The following is an 18,471-nucleotide window of genomic DNA, read 5'->3' on the forward strand; positions in this document are numbered from 1 at the left end:
TCATGAATATTCACAATCACCTTTACTGATTAAAAGAGTTTCGTCAAGACTATGGCTGAAAAGAAGAAGAACGAAGACATAAAGAGAACAAAATCAGTTCGTAACCGGAGTTTAAAACGATGCTTAGTTGAGGAATCTAAAATTTCAGAAGAAGGAGAATCAGATCATAAGTATATGTGATATAAGGATTTATAGTCCATCAACAAGACCATAGTCTTGACGAGACTCAGTCATAATAACCCTCAGAAGATCTTTTATAAGGGATTAATCACATCTTTTTCTCAAGCCTCCAGCAACGCAAAAGTAGAAAAATTATTATTTGATTTGTTATTTTAATATTTATTTTCTTGAAAAATAAATACATCTGTAGATTATGAAATATACCAAGTTGTCTTAATTGCCGACTACAGAACCAACAAATTAGATTCCATACACTCTTTTCTTTCAACTCTATCTATGATGGGAGAGTGAATAAATGCTCAGAAAGGATGAGAAAGTAGAACCTCTATTCTATTTCTATAAAATAAGGGCGACCTTTAATGATCGCCCCCCATTTTTCTTAAAGTTATGATTATTTTACTTCTACCACAATCATTACAGGAAAATGATCAGATGGTGTACGGGCAACATATTTTTGCATGGAAACTTCTTTTGGAAAGTTAGCGTTCTGTTCTTTTTCCGTATTCTCTTTCGCTTCCGAGCGGTATGTATCCGTCAAGATACCATACTTTTTCACACTAAACTCTTTCGTAAGAAATAAATGATCAATACGACTGTCCGTTTTACGGTCTGCATGGAAAGCATTAAATGTGCCGTTGGGTGCATACCGGAAATCCGCAATCTGATAAGAATCCCTCATAATGCCGGAATTATCTAGTAATAAATAGGATTCATTATGTTGATCCACATTAAAATCTCCTGTTAAAATCGCTGGTAACTCCTCCGGAAATTCCTTCAACTTCTTAAGGATAAGCTTAGCACTTTCCGCACGGGCCTGTACGCCAATATGATCCATATGCAAGTTAAAGAACAAAAAGGTGAAACCGGTTTGTTTATCCCGGAATTTACCCCATGTACAAATACGAGGAAGAACAGCATCCCATCCCTTATTAGGACGGTCGGTTATCGTAGACAACCAAAAGTCTCCATGATCCAGTACCTCAAACTTCTCCTTACGGTAAAATATGGCAGAGTATTCCCCGGCTTGCTTACCATCATCACGGCCTACCCCGATATAATCATAACCGGGCATCGCATTCTTAAGGTCCTGCAATTGATGATGCTTACCTTCTTGAGTTCCGAAAATATCAAAACCGTGGAACTGTATCAACTGGGCGATATACGGATAACGTTGCCCCCAGCCATTACCATTCGTAGAGTCACCCGCATTCGCGTTACGCAAATTATAAGTGGCAACCACCATAGACTCCGCTTGCAATGCAAACACAGAGCAAAGAACAAATAAGAAAGAATAAATTAGCTTCTTCATATCTTTATAATTATATAAAACATTCTAACCCATAAACTCAAAATTCAGCCTCAATCATAATCGGGAAATGGTCTGAAGGAAAATGACCGTATTGGCACTCATTCAACGTACCATATTTATTCACGTGAATATTCTTGGTAACGAAAATGTAGTCAATTCGATTCTTCATCGGAGCATTCAAATTAAATTGATTTGTCGTTCCTACCGTTCCATAGGGAGGCGTTTTTGAGATTTCCCGTGAGTCTAACAGTAAACCATCGGATTTCAGTATTTGTATAGGCTCTGAATCCGGCGTACCATTAAAATCACCTACACAGATAGCAGGGGAATCCCCCACTATCTTTTTAATATTAGCCAACATGATCAAGGCAGATTCATGACGGGCCACTTTACCGACATGATCGAAGTGCACACTAAAGAAATAAAATTCCTTTCCCGAAACCTTATCTTTCAACTTCGCCCATGAACAAACTCTCCGGCATTGCGCATCCCAACCAAAAGAGGGCTTATCCTGTGTCTCCGACAACCAGTAATTTCCCGAGTCCAATAATTCAAACCGATCTTTCTTAAATAAGACCGCGGCATGTTCTCCAGCCTCTTTTCCATCATCCCGGCCTACACCGACAAACGCATACGTACCATCTTTCACCAAATCCTTTACTTGATGAATCAATCCTTCTTGAATTCCAAAGACATCAAAGTCATGAAAATGTACCAACGACACGGCCATATCTTTCCGATGCGTCCAAGAATCATCTTTATCTCCGTCATTATCATACCGCAGGTTAAAACTGCCTACGTTCAATTGACATTTCTGTTGCCCGAATATCCCGCAGCAGAAGCTGAACAAGGAAATAAATACTATAACCAGGTTTCTCATACGATTCTTACTTTAATTACCAACCCGGGTTCTGTTTCAAATTAGGATTCTTCTGAATCGCTGCCGCCGGGATCGGATAATAATATTGACGATCATCATCATACCAGATCCTAGGATCGTTGTCGGACCAAGTGAGGTTTCCGTATGTACCCTGTGTCAACCCTTGTTGGGTATCATCACCCACTGATATCGGCGTACAACTAGCCGGTAAATTCTCCGGTTTACTACCGATATAGAACACGACATCCATTGTACCGTCATGGTCAAGATCCATTGGCTCATTCAATTTCGGGACATAAATGCCCGTCCAGCGCATAGTCATCAATTTTCCCAACTTCCAGCGTTTGATATCCGAGAAGCGGAATCCCTCCAAGGCAAGTTCAATGGAACGTTCCCTGCGGATTTCCAATAAGACGGGATCTGAGATATTAGGGAAATAAGTATCCTGAAGATACGTATCCACTTTCACCGGCTTAGCATTTAATCCTCCCGTAATACCGGCACGGGCACGTAAGGCTCCAACCGTCTTACTCCAATCCTGATCACTCAATGTACCCAATTCCGCTTTGGCTTCCGCATAATTCAACAGCACCTCCGCATAACGGAAAAGAGGTATGGCGTTTGTATTCAAAGCTCCAGCGTCGTAATGAGTAGCGTCCAACGTATACTTAATCGGCTGATAACCGGTAAATGTATAACCATTGAAATTCGGAGCGGCAGGCTCCCCGTCTCTCTGATAACCCGGAGTACGAATTGTTTGCGCTAAACGCATATCACGATCTTGGCATTCATCATAGAACAACATCGTCTCATATCCCGGACGATCCGTAAACGGCGTTCCATCAATATTCAAAAACGTGTTGACAAACGCACGGGTCATGCTAAAACGAGAACCGTAGGTACCCGATGTCCACCACCAATTCGCGTCACCAAGCTTACCTAAAGTTACGTCACAGCAACTAGCCAACATTACTTCGCTTGTGATCGGCGTATCACTAATGAATATAGCACGCATCGAGCCTTCTGTTCCCGCCCCTGTATACAAGGAATGGCCGGATTCCGTCATCACGACCTCAGCGGCGTCAGCAGCCTCCTGAAACCATTTATCAGCCGTATCGACCAATCCTAACTCCGTATGGTATTTACGGAAAGAGCCTTCAAACAGGCAAATACGGGATTTCAAGGCATAAGCCACCCACTTGGTCACCAAAGATCCTGTCCCATCACTCGTCCGGCTGATATGCTCACATGCGAAATCCAAATCTTCCAAAACCTTATCCATCACCAATGTCCTGGGATCACGTTCATCATACAACTCCTCATCATCAATGTTCAATGGTTTATCCACCCATGGTACATCTCCAAAGCGGAGTACTTTCTCGTAATAGAAATAAGCACGGAAAAAGCGAGCCAATCCGATATAATCATTACGGACAGACTCATCTAACTGATCGCTCACGCAATTCTCTATAAAATAATTTAAATTGCGTAGATCCTTCCAATCATCGGAAGACCAGCCCGTAGCGACCTCCGCGGAATAAGCTCCTTCTCTCAAAAAAGAGTCGAAACTCGTTACCGCACCATAATCACACATCGCGTCTTTCTTATATCCATTACTGATAGAAGGTAAAATATCATAAAAGGAATAAGAATATGTCTGGAGTCCTTTCTCATTATTAAATATGGATTCCTTGTCTATTTCCGATTTTGGAGACTCATCCATCGAACAAGCGCCCAATAACAGACAAGTCGATACAAAAGAATATATTAGTTTTTTCATGTCTCAAGATTTAAAAAGTTACTGATACGCCTAAACTTACGCTTCTCATCTGCGGATAGCTATTGCCATCGCCACTACCCCGGTCTCCGTTCAAGCCGGATTTCATATCCGCATCCGTCAAATCCGGGTCAGAGCCATAAATATTTGTCACATCCAAATCACGGGTATGTTTATACAAGGGAGACCAGCACCACAAATTCTCTGCCGAGATATAAACCCTCGCATTTTGAAGCATGATCTTCGATATCCACTGTTTAGGCAACGTATAGCCAAATTGCAGGTTCTTCAAACGGATATAAGCTACATTCTGTAGATAACGAGTCTGTTTCGTATCTCTAATAGATGTATTATAACCCGCATAACGAGGCAAATAAGCGTCTTGATTATCCTCTGTCCAATAATTATCGACATGCCATGTCGGTAAATTGTTATACGGACGGTTATATTGTCCCCAGAAAATACACTCCGAACTAGGATACCAATCCTGCTTTCCTACACCTTGGAAGAATGCCGATATAAAGAAGTTATTCCAATCAGCGCTTAGGTTAATACTATAAGCGAAACGAGGCAAGCTATTGCCAATTACCTTCAAATCTCCATGATCATCGACCCGGTTCGTTCCATAATCAATCGCGCCATTCCCGTCTTGGTCTTTTAACTTCACATCTCCCGGATACCAAATATTCTTGGAAGATGACTTGATTAAATTCTGGGTCGCATGACTATCAATATCTGCCTGATCTTTAAACAAGCCTTCGGTCTCGTATCCCCAAATCTCACCGACCCGCATGCCCTCATAATAATCATCCAGGTACTTATTCTCATTATTATAACGATCTATGGTTGAAATATAATCAGACAGAGTTCCCTTGATCTCATAATTAAACGGTTTGCTAGCCAGATCAAAATGATCGCGCCAGGTCAATGTGATTTCCCAACCTTTTGTTGTCATGTCTGCATAGTTTCCCTTGGGGGAGGTGGCACCGAAAATTTCCGGAAGTGTCTTACCCACCGTATACATATCTGTAGTTTTACGGATGTAGTAGTCGCCGGAGAAACGGAAACGCCCGTTTAACATACCGAAATCAAGACCGACATCGGTAGTAGTCGCGGTTTCCCAAGTGAGGCCACTTGGCATAACGGCAGGCGCGCTAGTATATTTATTTAAAGCTCCATTCAATACCCGGTCGGAAGTTTTTATACTTAAAAGCTCCAAGAAGCTATAAGGATCTACGTTACCATTTCCCAATGAGCCATAAGAAGCACGGATCTTCATATCCGAGAAAATTGTCTCATTCACTTTCCAGAACGGTTCCTCCGAGATTCTCCAACCTGCCGATACGGATGGGAAGAATGCCCATTGCTGATTTGTAGGAAACTTTGAAGAACCATCGTAACGACCGTTCACCTCCAACAGATAACGATCCTTAAACGCATAATTCAACCGGAAGAATCCACCGGCTACCCGCCAACGGGTATATTTGCCGGAAGTAGTAATCGCATCTCCCAAGGCCAGGTTAATATTATCCGTATCATCAAATAACAAGCCATTCCGCTGAACCTCTAGATTCTTATACTGAGATTGCTCATAATTATAACCGACCATACCTTTAAAATAATGCGCGTCCGCAAACGTATCCTCATAATCGGCATAAATATTAGTGGCTATATAATCAGTCTTACTGGTCGTTTCCTTTAAGTCATTGTATTTCTCGCTCAACAGCAAACTCTCTCCTTCCACCTTGCTATAAGGAACCGGGACACGGCGTTGTGTCTTATTGTTATCCGTATTCCTAAATGTAAAATCACCTCTTACATGCAATTTATTGTTTAAGAATGATGCCGTGAAGCTAGTCGTATTCCGTAATACCTTATTATTTGTATCGATACCGTTCTTTCCATAGATGAAATCACCTACCGTATAAGCGGCAGAAAAAGACAAGCTACCATCCGGATTAAAGATCGGCTCACAAGGATGTCCTTCATCAGATATGTTACGCCAAATAGAACCACCTTCACCCACATTCATCGGATTATGATAGTCCATATTCGAAAATTCCATATTATTCTCAACCTTCAACCAATCAAACAACTGGATAGAACCTTTCGCACGTAAATTCATCGTTTTATAGTCATCCGTATTATACCGGAACAAGCCATCATATCCATAGAAACGACCGGATATATAATAATTCAATTTACCGTTACTCCCGGTCAACGACAAATTATGATCTTGAGCAAAAGTATTTTTCTTATACAAGGCATCATAATAATCCGCATTTCCGTAATAAACATACTTGCCGCTTGCATCTGTCTCGACTTCCGAGGTAATACCTTGTTCTTTTCGCAACCTGAAATCTTCCAACCAACCAAGAGAAAAATCTTGGGTCTTATTAATATTCTTCGGATCTGCCGAATAATTGTTCCATGCATGATAAGCCTCATAGAAGCGCTCAGCATACATATACCCATCCGTCACTACATCGGGAACCGTAGCCGGACGTTGTAGCGAGAAGTTACCCGTATACGTAATAGAAGTCTTATCTTTCGCCGGTTCTTTCGTCGTAATCAATACCACGCCAAACGTACCCCGGGCACCATAAATAGCGGCAGAGGCCGCATCCTTCAATACAGAGACGCTTGCGATGTCATTTGGATTCAACATAGACGGATCTCCCTCAACACCATCAATCAAGACTAAGGCATCCCCGCCTTGACCGATAGAGGTCGTACCACGCACATTATAACTAGCTGTACGGGTTGGCTTACCATCTGTCAACTGAATATTCAAGTTCGGGATAGAGCCTTGCAACATCTGGGTAGCGTTCGATACGGAACGGTTTTCAAAGACCTCGCTTGTTACTTGCTCCACGGCACCTGTTAAGTTTACTTTCTTTTGAGTGCCATAACCTACGACTACGACCTCATCTAATTTCTGGGTATCCTCATGGATAGAAATAACCAGATTATTCTTATCTCCTACCGGTATCTCTTGAGCTACATAGCCGATATAAGAAATTTGAAGTATCGAATTCGGAGTTACCTCGATGGAGAAGTTACCATTAATATCCGTAATCGTTCCGTTTGTAGAACCTTTCACTACCACATTAGCACCGATAATAGGTTCACCTTTCAAATCTGTAACGATACCGGTCACTTTTCTTTGTTGTTGTGATTCCGGTAAAGTCGCCATATCATGACTATTCGCACACAAGGCCATCGGGGTATTTACGCCAGGGAATAATGATGCGCAAAACAAAGCCTTGAAGAAAAAATGCTTGACATTACTCATTTGTAAAAGTTTTTTATAATACATAGATTTTTATTAGATAACAAATAAAGACAGGCAGGTCTACCTCCTTCTTTTTTCTTACATTCATTCCGTATATTTACATAGGCTTCTCTTTTTTAAGGTTAACTACACTACTTACATTCTCTCATACCAGAAAAAAACAAGACAAACGAGTTCCGGGAAGACTATGATTTTCAATAAAAAGATTTTTAGTCGTAAACGATTATAGATCAAACGATAACCGAAATATGGATAGCGTATGATTGATCTAATAAAAAGATTGAAAGAAAAAATAGGATTATAATAGTGTACGGGAAAATGACTTATGTATTATCAAGAACCATAGTCTTCCCGGAACTAAGTCTGAAACAGCCTTTAAAAAGCGAACTATACGGATAGACTATGTCTTTTCTCAAGACTTAATGACACAAAATTAGTAAAATTATTGTTTATTTAGTAATGCAAGATACTTTTTTCTCATAAAAAAACACGTATGCTCCTTTTGAGAACATACGTGCTTTCAAAACTTTAAAAGTTTTATCTGGGGAATCGTCTATTATTCGATTGGATCTCCTGAGACTTGATGGGCTAAGTCATTACTTCTAGAGACCGCAACACACAACATACGATCGCCACCATTATGATAGAGATAATATTTCCCTTTAAAATAAACAAGTCCTGTCATAAACACCACGTTATTTACGGCACCTTGTACCTCATATTCCCGATCAGGTTTCAAGAATGCTTTTTCTGAACGATCCAATAATACTGTTGGATCATTAGGATCGACTAGAGCTTGTCCTAATCCCGAAGCAAGAACAGGCTCTCCGGTCTCCCCCTCTTGTCGGAAACGGAACGTATTGTAAAAAACAACAATTCCCTTTTCCGTTTTGAGCGCATACCCACCTTCTATCACACGATCATCAAATTTTCCCGCACGTTTAGGCAATAAGACCTTGGGAGACCCATCCGGATTTTCCAGCATCTTCCAATCCCGTAAATTATCCGAGGTCGCAATATACAAACCCTCTTCCCCCCAATACATCCAATATTTACCATTTATCTTTGCGGCAACCAGTCTTCCATCCTTTAATTCTGTAATGATAGCAGCAGATTTAGACCATAAGCCCGCATATTTATCCCCATGGTATTTAGAGAAAGGAGAACCTTCTTTCTTCCAGTTCACCAAATCCTTAGAGGTCGCGACCATTAGTCTGGCAACCGACTGGTTCCAACCATCATACAACAAAACATAGTCCCCATCAGGAGATTCCACCAAACGGGGGATCTCGCAACCTCCTCCTCGTTCTTTATCCAGAAATAAATCATTTTGAGGATATAATACAGGACCTCGTCGTGTAAAATTTATTCCGTCAGAACTAACGGCCAACCCTAATCTCATAATACCCGGACTTCCATGAGTATGAAGATTGTAGCCCCTGCTGTCATCCTCACCTTGATAAACCATAAAGATCTGATTATCCTTTACTACCGCAGCTCCACCAATGATAGCCCTTGATTCCCATCTAACCTCTTTCTTTTCAAGGGGGCAATAGAATTTACTATCAAAATTCGGACCAAGTATCGGATTGATCCCTTCCGGCTCCTTCTCGAAAGGGCCAATCATCCAATCTTTATAGGCTGAAGTGTCGACTTGAGCATTTGCCAGACCACAAAAAGACAGAATAAATATGCATACAAATAATCTATTATAGAACCACATATATTCAGACTTTAGGAATTCAAGGTTGGGGTATAAACAGCTACCCCAACTTTAGAATCCGCACAACCATAATACAAATACCATTTGCCTTTAAAGAACACCAACCCTTCAATAAATACAGTACCATCTACATACTGACCGCTCTTCTCGAAATCAGCCATTGGTTGGAAAAATGGAACATCTAAACGAGCGATCGCTTTATAAGGATCATTCAAATCAAACAATACCTGTCCAGCACTGTAAGTACCTGCATTAAAACGAGGATCTCTCCTATCATCCTTTTGATTTTTACCATTATAAAGTAATAAGATTCCTTTATCCGTCATGATAGCAGGAGGCCCGCACTCGGTCAAGGCACTATCAAAATAATTCTCACGAGGATAAATTAAGCCCAATAACTCATTCTGGTCATTCAACACCGGAGTCCAAGTTATCAAATCATCAGAAGTAGCTGCCGCAACCATTTGCTCCCCCCAATACATCAAGTACTTACCATTTACTTTCGTTATAACTTGTTTACCGTCCACTAATTTCGTGACAATAGAACCAGACTTACACGCCATATCCTTAAAACGTCCATCATAAGCTTTCGCAAAAGCCGGGCCATGCTTCTCCCACGTCAATAAATCACGTGAAGTAGCGACAGACAAACGAGGCACATCCCGATTCCATGCGGTGTACATCATAACATAAAGCCCGTCTTCCGTAACCGCTACACGAGGATCCTCGCAACCACCTTGCCATTCAAACTCTTTCATATTATCCTCGGCAGGGAACATGACAGGAGCGGCACGCCGTTCCATCGTAACTCCATCTATACTTTCTGCCAATCCAATCCGAGAAGTACGTTTTCCGATACCCGTGGCAGAATTATCTTCCGCACGATACAAAACACAAATCTTCCCATCTTTCACCACTGCCGCAGGATTGAACGTATCACTCTCTTCCCATCCTACCGGAGCTTTACGCATCGGGCAATCAAATTTACTATCCGGATTCGGAGTAATCACAGGATTCCCCCCTTCCGGACGCACAAAATCGCCCAAAGCCCATGCAGGCAGATCATTTGTGTTGTCAACTATCACCTCTGTCGGAGACTGTTTCGTCTTATTACCACATGCCAAAAGACAAACGCATAAGAACGATACTGGTATTAGCTTTAAATAATTCATATATTACTATCTTAATTTACAAAATAACTACAAATTAACTTCCATTACTTGAGAGTAATTAATCACTCCTTCCGTTTTCGCTCCTACACGTACATAGACTTTATTACCATTTGCTTTAATCTTATACTCATTATCCAAAAATGTTTGATCAGAAGCTAAGTCAAAAGTAATTGTTCCAGACAATTCATTCACTGTAACCTTCCCCGCTTGATTCGCTCCACCATCATCTACACCCGGCGCAAAGTTCCAATAACCATACACCTCATCCGTTGTATAAGAAGACTGAGTCTTGCTCACTTGATAGTTAATGGATACTTTTTTCCCGGATACAGAAGCAGAAGCTTCAATTCTGGCATACGGAATTACAGGAATATTTACTTCTGTTTGTCCATTCACAGTCGCCCGAACCTCTTCCGAAGTCACAAAAGGCCCTTCTATCGTGATCAAATAATCACAGTTAAATATACGAGTATTATTAAAAGTACCATCTTGCTTCGCATAGAAATCCACCGTTTTGGTAGCATCCGTCCCTTGCTCCATCAACTTTATAATCACTCCCGTAGAACCCTGTACCGGCAGAGGCACAGGCTGATTTGTCTCAGCATCTAGTACCGTACCATAAATTCCACCATCCGGAGCTTCATAATTATCCAACTCATTCACACAAGAGGTCATCAGGAATAAAGACACCAATGACAAAAAGCATATATTTATAAGTCTCATAACTCTACTACATTTAAAATTAATTTGTATAACCGGGATTCTGTACCAATTTCGGATTCGAGTTCATGTCGTCCGATCCGATCTTCACATAATAATTCTTTTCCAAGAATAAACGTACCTGTTTCGGAGGCTTATTCCCACGCTCAAATACATATTTCTGAGTGCGAGTATCCAACCAAGGATAAAGGGCAGAACCTCGGAAACCATTCAAACCTCCCTGCTCTACATCCAAATGAGCGATTCGCCAACGGCGCATATCCCAATAACGGTGTCCCTCAAACGCCAGCTCAACCTTACGCTCATGACGTACTTTCTGAATATCGATAGAAGTCTGTTTAGCGATCCCCGCACGCTCACGAATAGCATTGATGGCATCCAAAGCTTCCTGTTCTTTTCCTCCCATCTCCACGGCAGCCTCCGCTAAATTCAAATACATCTCAGCCAAACGGAAGACCGGTCTAGGAGTCTCCGACTTACCCATATTCAAGTCTGCTAACGTCTCATCCCAGAATTTTTTCTGATAGAAGCCCGTTTTAGATGGGTCACCCGCATCTGCTCCTCCATCTTTACCCGATACATTATATGTGATCCCGGTAGATGGATCCACATAGTTCTCTACCGCATCCGGCTGTTTTGTTGCTTGAATCTTCTCACCGTTCGAGTTAATAATACCTCTTCTCCACTCTACGATATCACCTTTACAAGCAGACCCCGGCAAATAAATAGAGGCAAACAATCTCGGGTCTTTATTAGCAAACAACTCTAACGGATCATCAAAAGCACGTGCAGACCCATCTTCATTGGTTAAGACCAAAGTACCCTCTGAACCATCTACATACTCATATTCCTCAACCATCTCAAGCGTGGGAGCCGCACCACAGCCCCAGCCTCCGGCACGAAACGAAAAAGGAGCGTTACGTTTATCAAAGTCATGTCCTTTTCCTCCAGCTACATTATATTGCTTTTGGAAAATATATTCTCCATTATCTCCATTACCCTTCAAAAACATATCACAATAGTTCTGAGCTCGATCATCCGGTTTTTTCAGATATAAAGCATAAACTCCCAAATCTATAACTTTTTTAGAAGCATCATACGCAGTTTGGAAAAAACTATTCGCCTTTTCAGAAGGAATACCCACAATACCATCTAGTTGAACTGTTCCATATTTAGCGATAGATCCTGCATATAAAGCAGCACGAGAACAAAGAGCCAACGCCGTTCCTCTATCAGCCCGGTATTTTCCGGCAGCGTCTCGTTGCAACGGTAAATTCTCCGCGATCTCATTACATTCATTAACAATAAAACTATATACTTCTTCTTCTTTAGAACGAGGAAGCTGCAAAGATTCCAACTGATCTACCCCATTGTATTCTTGAGATTCTGTAATTAAAGGAACCCCACCATAACGTTTTACCAATGTAAAATAATGCCAAGCACGAATAAAACGTACCTCTGCCTCCAAAGATATTTTTTCTGACTCATCCAATGATGCCTCTTTTAGCTGAGCGAGAAAATCATTACAGTTACGAATACCTTTATACGGATCTGCAAAAGTACCGAACAACTCATCCGCATACGTATAAGTAGCGTTTCCATTATCAAATACCGGATCTTTTTGGAAGGAGCCTTGTGCTTCATCAGACATTGTTGTCAAGTTCATCAAACGGTAGTCACTATCATACCAGTAGTTGAAATCCTCCAATTGCATCTTATCATACAAGTTTACCAATACCCCATTTATCAGTTTAGGATCTTCCCAAACTTGGTCTGGAGTAATCAAATCAAACGGTTCTTTATCCAAATAATTACAATTCGTAAAGGAAAGAAACGTGATGCCACAAATCAAACTACTAAAATATTTTATCGTATTCATAAAAGTTCCAATATTAGAATGTTAAATTAATACCAAAATTATAAGACTTCATTTGCGGGTAATATTGTAAGTTTTCCTGTGAGTTCTCCGGGTCCATATATTTCATCATTCCACCCTTAGTTATTGTCAATGGATTATAACTGTTCACATAAATCCGGACATTCTCCAATCCCGCTTTCGCCAACCAAGCCTTCGGTAAAGTATAACCTAACTCTATTGTTTTTAGTCGTAGATAATTCGCTTTCAGCAAACTCCATGTACTTGCCTCATTATTCAAGCTGAATCCTGTAGGGCGTACAGCTGGCATATCACCTGGAATCCATGCGCTATTTACATCTGACGGATCTTCCCGATGCCAACGATTTTCCCAGAAAACCACGCCATTACCCAATCCTTGTTGAATAAATGGATCCAAGAATGTCTCGAAAACTTTCACCTCATGCCCTGCGGCTCCTTGAAAAAACGCGGTAAAATCAAAACCATTCCAGTTTACCGATAGATTTAATCCATAGTACATACTCGGAGTATCACTATGTCCAATAGGCTTTTTGTCTTTATCATCAATAATACCATCCTCGTTAATATCAGCGTACCGGATATCTCCAGGTAACAAAGACTTGTTTCCATTACCGTCTTGGATTGGGGCATTCAGTATCTCCTCAAAACTCTGGAACTGCCCTAATGCCTCATACCCCCAAACTATGCTTTTATACCGATCATTCGTATTGTTTCTCCAATTCTCATACATATTACCAGAAACAGCACGTTCCACATAACGATTCAGTTCGCGGGTAGTCGTAAAGTTCGCGCTTATACTATAAGAAACTTTACCTATCTTATGACGATGTGTCAGCACAAGCTCAAAACCTCTTGTTTTATCCGAATTTAGGTTTTCCTGTGGCAAACTCTTTCCAAATGAAGTAGGCAAGGTCAATAAACGATCCGCTAATAATCCTTTACGGCGGCGTTCAAAATAATCGAACTCTGCCGAGATCAGGCCATTTAATGCAGATGCCTCAAAACCGATATTGGCTGTTGTAGACTCATACCACGTTAAATTAAGATTAGGCAACCCTTTATCTTCCGCACCATTCGAAAGCCCGTCAGAGCCTAACACATAATTACCCGAAGGATATTTATAACCACTTAAATATTGGAAAGCGTCAAAATCTCCCTCATCACCAACTTTTCCATAAGATCCACGGATCTTTAAATTATCTATGAACGATACATTTTCCTTGAAGAAAGCCTCCTGCGATATTCTCCATCCCAGAGAAACAGCTGGGAAAAATCCCCAGCGACTATTACTCGCAAATTTATAAGAACCATCATAACGGAAACTTACCTCGGCCAGATATTTACTATCATACGCATAATTCACACGTCCAACCAAACCTTCATGAGCAGAAACTTCCGCATTTCCATCATTACTCTTATTCGTATTATCACCCGCATTCATTTGATCAAGAGCACTTACGTAAAATTGGCGATAAGCAGAAAACCAGTCTTTACGATAATTCCTCATTTCCCACAATAATAAAGCGCCGACATCATGTTTACCGAACGTATTATGATAGTTAATGGAATACTGCTGATTAGGCATAAATGAATTCTCATTTTTCTCATCCAATGTAGAAAGAGCGTGCCTAGTTATCTTATTGTAAGTTTGATTTACCGCATCATATTGATATTCATAATATTCCTTGAACCATTTCTTTTCGAATAGATTATTATAATCATATGATAATAACGCCTTTACTGATAGACCTTTTACCCAAGGTAAATCCCAATTTATAGTTAACGCTCCATTAAACTCCCGACGATCTCTCCTATCATATCCAACTTCGCTTGAGTTGATTACCTGCATCGGGTTAGGTTCATTACCCGCGGTATTGTAATAAGGAGGCGTATTATTGGCATACACCGTTTTCAACGGACTCGACAAATATACATCTTTAAAGACGCTTTGGTCATAAGGTTTATTTCGAGTATCTAAACGGCCACTAAGTTGTAAACCAACCGTTAAACCTTTCGTGATCTCCGCGCTAACATTAGAACGTACGTTGTATTTACGATAGTTTTGGTCTCCCGAGACCCAAATACCATCTTGGCTTGTATACCCCAAGGAAAAATAGTATTTCACTTTTTCCGTTCCTCCAGATACATTCAAGTTATGGTACATTTGAGGAGCCGCTTTTCGCGTTATCTCTTTCCACCAGTTTGTACTTGAATAAGCGGGATCTGTGCCTGTCCTATATTTTTCAATTTCTTCTTGAGAATATGGCGCTTGTACTCCAATATTCATTTGCGCCTCATTCCATAAGGTCGCATATTGATACGCATTATATAACTCAGGGAACCGGGTCACCTGTTGGAAACCATAATAGCCATTATACGAGATTTTAGGCTTGCTGATCTCTCCTTTTTTAGTTGTTACCAAAATAACTCCATTAGCTCCCTTAAAACCATAGACGGCGGCAGAAGCATCTTTCAATATACTGATAGACTCTATATCATTTGCATCGATCTGAGTAAAATCGCGCTCTACCCCATCTACAATAACCAATGCACTTCCAAAACCACGAATATCGATACTCGCGGCATCATCTCCGGGAGCGCCACTTCTTTGTACTGCCCGTAATCCGGGTAACTTACCAGCCAAGGCATTTGTCACATTCGGTGTCTTGACCGAAACGATATCCTTTGTCTGTAAAGAAGACACGGAACCGGTTACAGACGCACGCTTTTGTACGCCATATCCTACGACTACCACCTCATCCAGTCTTTGAGTATCTTCCCGTAAAGAGGCATTTAACACAGTTTGTCCGGCAATCGCCACGTCTAATGTATTATAACCGATATAAGATATTTGTAAAGTCGCTTGCGGAGAAGAAACCTCCAAGGAATAATGACCATCCAGATCTGTTATCGTTCCATTCGTCGTTCCTTTTTCAACTACGTTAGCCCCAATCACCGGTTCTCCATTCTGATCCATGATGGTACCGGTAATCACTCGTTTCTGTTGTTGAGTAACAGATGTGTTTTTAGATGACAATACAATCTGACTATTATCTTTTAAAACATAAGTAATGGATGTTTGCTTAGAGATTTGTTCCAATACATTTTGTATACTGGCATTCTTGACATCTACCGAGATCCGGGTACTTAACCCGGGTAGATCATCATTATAAAAAAAACGATAGTCGCTTACTTTCTCTATTTCCTTAATCACCTCACGCATCGTTTGGTTTTTAAGAGTAAGTGTTATTTGAGCCATTACAGATAAACCAGAAGAGGCTAACGTAAACGAACATAGAATCGCCCGTAAAAAAATTCGCTTGATGTTACTCATTTTTAAGTGTTTTTTTATATAGTATATAAATAATAAAAGGTAACTTTACAAGATAAAATTCATGGCAATAAATCTATAGATAGAGACAACCCGCCAGTTGCCTTATCCTCTTGAACTTTATATGTCATGATTTTATGCTTATAAAAACAATATATTCGGGACAGGTCTTTACCCCTAAAGGAGCTGTCCCTTTATTTTTTCTTCTTTCTTTTATATCATAGGCATTATCATTTTAAGGTTAACAAAAATACTTATCTCATTTCTCTCTCAGTGTTATCGTATCACCTTCTGCTCCGTATAAAATTGGAGCGGTAAGGCTTATTATCTCAAAGATATTATCCAAACTATTATTCTTTATAACTCCCGAAAAACGATAACGTTTTATCTTCTCCGAAGCAAATTTGACTTGTACGTTATACATCCGGTTCAACAATACGGCTATATTCTCCAAAGTCTCGCTCTCAAATGCCAACTCATCATTCCTCCACATCCGGGCATACGAGGAATTGGTAGGCCTTTCTACCAATAACCTCCTGCTAACCTTATTGAATCGAACATGCTGATCCGGAGATAAAATTGCCATTTCATTTCCCACGACAGCCCGGATACTTCCCTCAAATAGGGTCGCCGTCAATTCTTTATCCTCATCATATGCCTTGACATTAAACGCCGTACCTAAAGCTTCCACCTCCAAGTCTCCAGCCTTCACGACAAAACGATGTTTCTTATCTTTAGCGACCTCAAAATAGGCTTCGCCGGATAGGTAAACCGCTCTCTCATCCTTTCCATAATTCCCATTGTACGTGATATGGGTATGAGAATTCAGCCAAACTCTCGTTCCGTCCGGTAAGGTCAAGCTAGCACGTTGCCCTTTTTCTGCCGATACGATATATTCCTGCTGGCTCCCACCTATATCACGTGTATATAAATGAGATCCTATACCCAGACTCACACATAAAAGAATAACAGCTACATACGACCACCACTTCCCTAAATATTTTTTATAAGGCAACTCTTTTACCTCAGCTTCTTTTCCTGCCGCTGTAGTTGTTTCCATCCGGCGCTTGATTTTGTGGAACATCTGCCCTTGTATATCTGCCGATAATTCTTTCCCGGACACTTCTTCCCATTTCCGTTTGTAGAATGAGAATATCTCATCTTTCGAACGAACGTTCCTAAACCACTCCAGAAGTTCTTTTTCTTCTTCCGGTGAAGTGCTACCACTCATAAAGCGGTCTAACAAATCAATATATGTGTTATTTTCTGCCATCGTATATATAGTATATCTCCAAGAGAGGGCATTCCCCTACAAGGTATTTCAAAAAACCAAGATTTAACATTTATTAATCAGCAGTAGTAGTAATGCCGCCAATAGGTTGTTGGAAGACAACCGATCTCTCAAGAAACGTAAAGCCCTGTTCACCTGTGTCTCTACGGTTTTCTCTGAAATAGAAAGGCGTTCCGCTATTTCTTTATAGGATAAGTGCTCATGACGGCTCAAACGGAATATCTCCCGGCGGGATGGTGGTAATTCTTCTATTAAGCTATTGATATATTCACGTAAAGACTCTGCGTCGATTTGTTCTTCCATAAGCGAATCAACGTCTGATAGCTGTCGTTGCAGACTTTCCGTCAACTTCTCGGAAAGTAATCGATTCTCCGTCTCTTTGTAAACCAAATTACGGGCTATGGTGAATAGATAGGCATCAAAATTTTGTTCCGCATCTATCATCTCATGTTTCTCCCAGATTTTAAGAAAAACATTTTGAGTCAGATCTTCTGCCATAGATTTATCATATAGTAATGAGTAGATAAAATGATATACATGCTCATTATATTTCCAGAACAGAGTCTCAAAAGCCTTTTCATCTCCATTCTTTAGATCTATAAGCAAACTCCCTACCACTTTCATATTACATATCCCCACCATACAAATCTTATCTCCTTTCTGTATATTTATCGTATATATACATGAGTTCTGATAAGACTATGTCTTATTTTTAGTCCAATTATCTATATAGCAATAATCTAGCTTACGTTTTATTTAGCTGTTTTCTACCATCGGTAATTCCATTATTTAGCTACTTACTGTTTTTCTTCATCTTATCTTATTCTCATTTATATAAACCGACATAGTCTTATCAGAACCAAGTACAAGATTACAAATAAGTATCCAAATATAAA

At 40.4% G+C, this 18,471-nt stretch carries 11 protein-coding genes; all 11 read right to left on the reverse strand.

Annotated elements, in window-relative coordinates; translation table 11 throughout:
* Window positions 1-571: 571 nt before the first annotated feature.
* The 11 genes from Q0110_RS17595 to Q0110_RS17645 all read right to left on the reverse strand — a co-directional run bounded on the left by Q0110_RS17595 (window position 572) and on the right by Q0110_RS17645 (window position 18,199).
* The gene (locus Q0110_RS17595) at window positions 572-1,489 is read right to left on the reverse strand and encodes an endonuclease/exonuclease/phosphatase family protein (RefSeq protein WP_297909585.1); all 918 of its coding nucleotides are present in this window, start codon (window positions 1,487-1,489) and stop codon (window positions 572-574) included.
* 37 nt (window positions 1,490-1,526) lie between these two features.
* The gene (locus Q0110_RS17600) at window positions 1,527-2,369 is read right to left on the reverse strand and encodes an endonuclease/exonuclease/phosphatase family protein (protein WP_297909588.1); all 843 of its coding nucleotides are present in this window, start codon (window positions 2,367-2,369) and stop codon (window positions 1,527-1,529) included.
* A gap of 16 nt (window positions 2,370-2,385) precedes the next feature.
* Window positions 2,386-4,149, reverse strand: coding sequence for a RagB/SusD family nutrient uptake outer membrane protein (locus tag Q0110_RS17605; RefSeq protein WP_297909591.1), 1,764 nt, complete (start codon window positions 4,147-4,149; stop codon window positions 2,386-2,388).
* A gap of 10 nt (window positions 4,150-4,159) precedes the next feature.
* Window positions 4,160-7,441, reverse strand: coding sequence for a TonB-dependent receptor (locus Q0110_RS17610; RefSeq protein ID WP_297909594.1), 3,282 nt, complete (start codon window positions 7,439-7,441; stop codon window positions 4,160-4,162).
* Window positions 7,442-7,997: 556 nt separating this feature from the next.
* Entirely contained in the window at window positions 7,998-9,164 is a 1,167-nt protein-coding gene (locus tag Q0110_RS17615; protein ID WP_297909597.1) for a glycoside hydrolase family 130 protein, read from the reverse strand.
* An 11-nt stretch (window positions 9,165-9,175) separates the two neighbouring features.
* Entirely contained in the window at window positions 9,176-10,336 is a 1,161-nt protein-coding gene (locus Q0110_RS17620) for a glycoside hydrolase family 130 protein (RefSeq protein WP_297909600.1), read from the reverse strand.
* A 27-nt stretch (window positions 10,337-10,363) separates the two neighbouring features.
* Complete coding sequence (locus Q0110_RS17625) at window positions 10,364-11,059, reverse strand: DUF3823 domain-containing protein (RefSeq protein WP_297909602.1); 696 nt, start codon at window positions 11,057-11,059, stop codon at window positions 10,364-10,366.
* 19 nt (window positions 11,060-11,078) lie between these two features.
* A complete protein-coding gene (locus tag Q0110_RS17630) occupies window positions 11,079-12,935 on the reverse strand; it encodes a RagB/SusD family nutrient uptake outer membrane protein (protein WP_297909604.1) in 1,857 nt (618 codons plus the stop codon).
* A 13-nt stretch (window positions 12,936-12,948) separates the two neighbouring features.
* The gene (locus tag Q0110_RS17635) at window positions 12,949-16,287 is read right to left on the reverse strand and encodes a TonB-dependent receptor (protein ID WP_297909606.1); all 3,339 of its coding nucleotides are present in this window, start codon (window positions 16,285-16,287) and stop codon (window positions 12,949-12,951) included.
* 256 nt (window positions 16,288-16,543) lie between these two features.
* Window positions 16,544-17,557: a FecR domain-containing protein gene (locus Q0110_RS17640; protein WP_297909609.1), complete on the reverse strand. Its 1,014-nt coding sequence runs from the start codon at window positions 17,555-17,557 to the stop codon at window positions 16,544-16,546.
* Window positions 17,558-17,620: 63 nt separating this feature from the next.
* Window positions 17,621-18,199, reverse strand: coding sequence for an RNA polymerase sigma-70 factor (locus Q0110_RS17645; RefSeq protein WP_297909612.1), 579 nt, complete (start codon window positions 18,197-18,199; stop codon window positions 17,621-17,623).
* Window positions 18,200-18,471: the final 272 nt, after the last annotated feature.

The sequence above is a fragment of the uncultured Parabacteroides sp. genome, assembly GCF_947855115.1.
Taxonomy (GTDB): domain Bacteria; phylum Bacteroidota; class Bacteroidia; order Bacteroidales; family Tannerellaceae; genus Parabacteroides.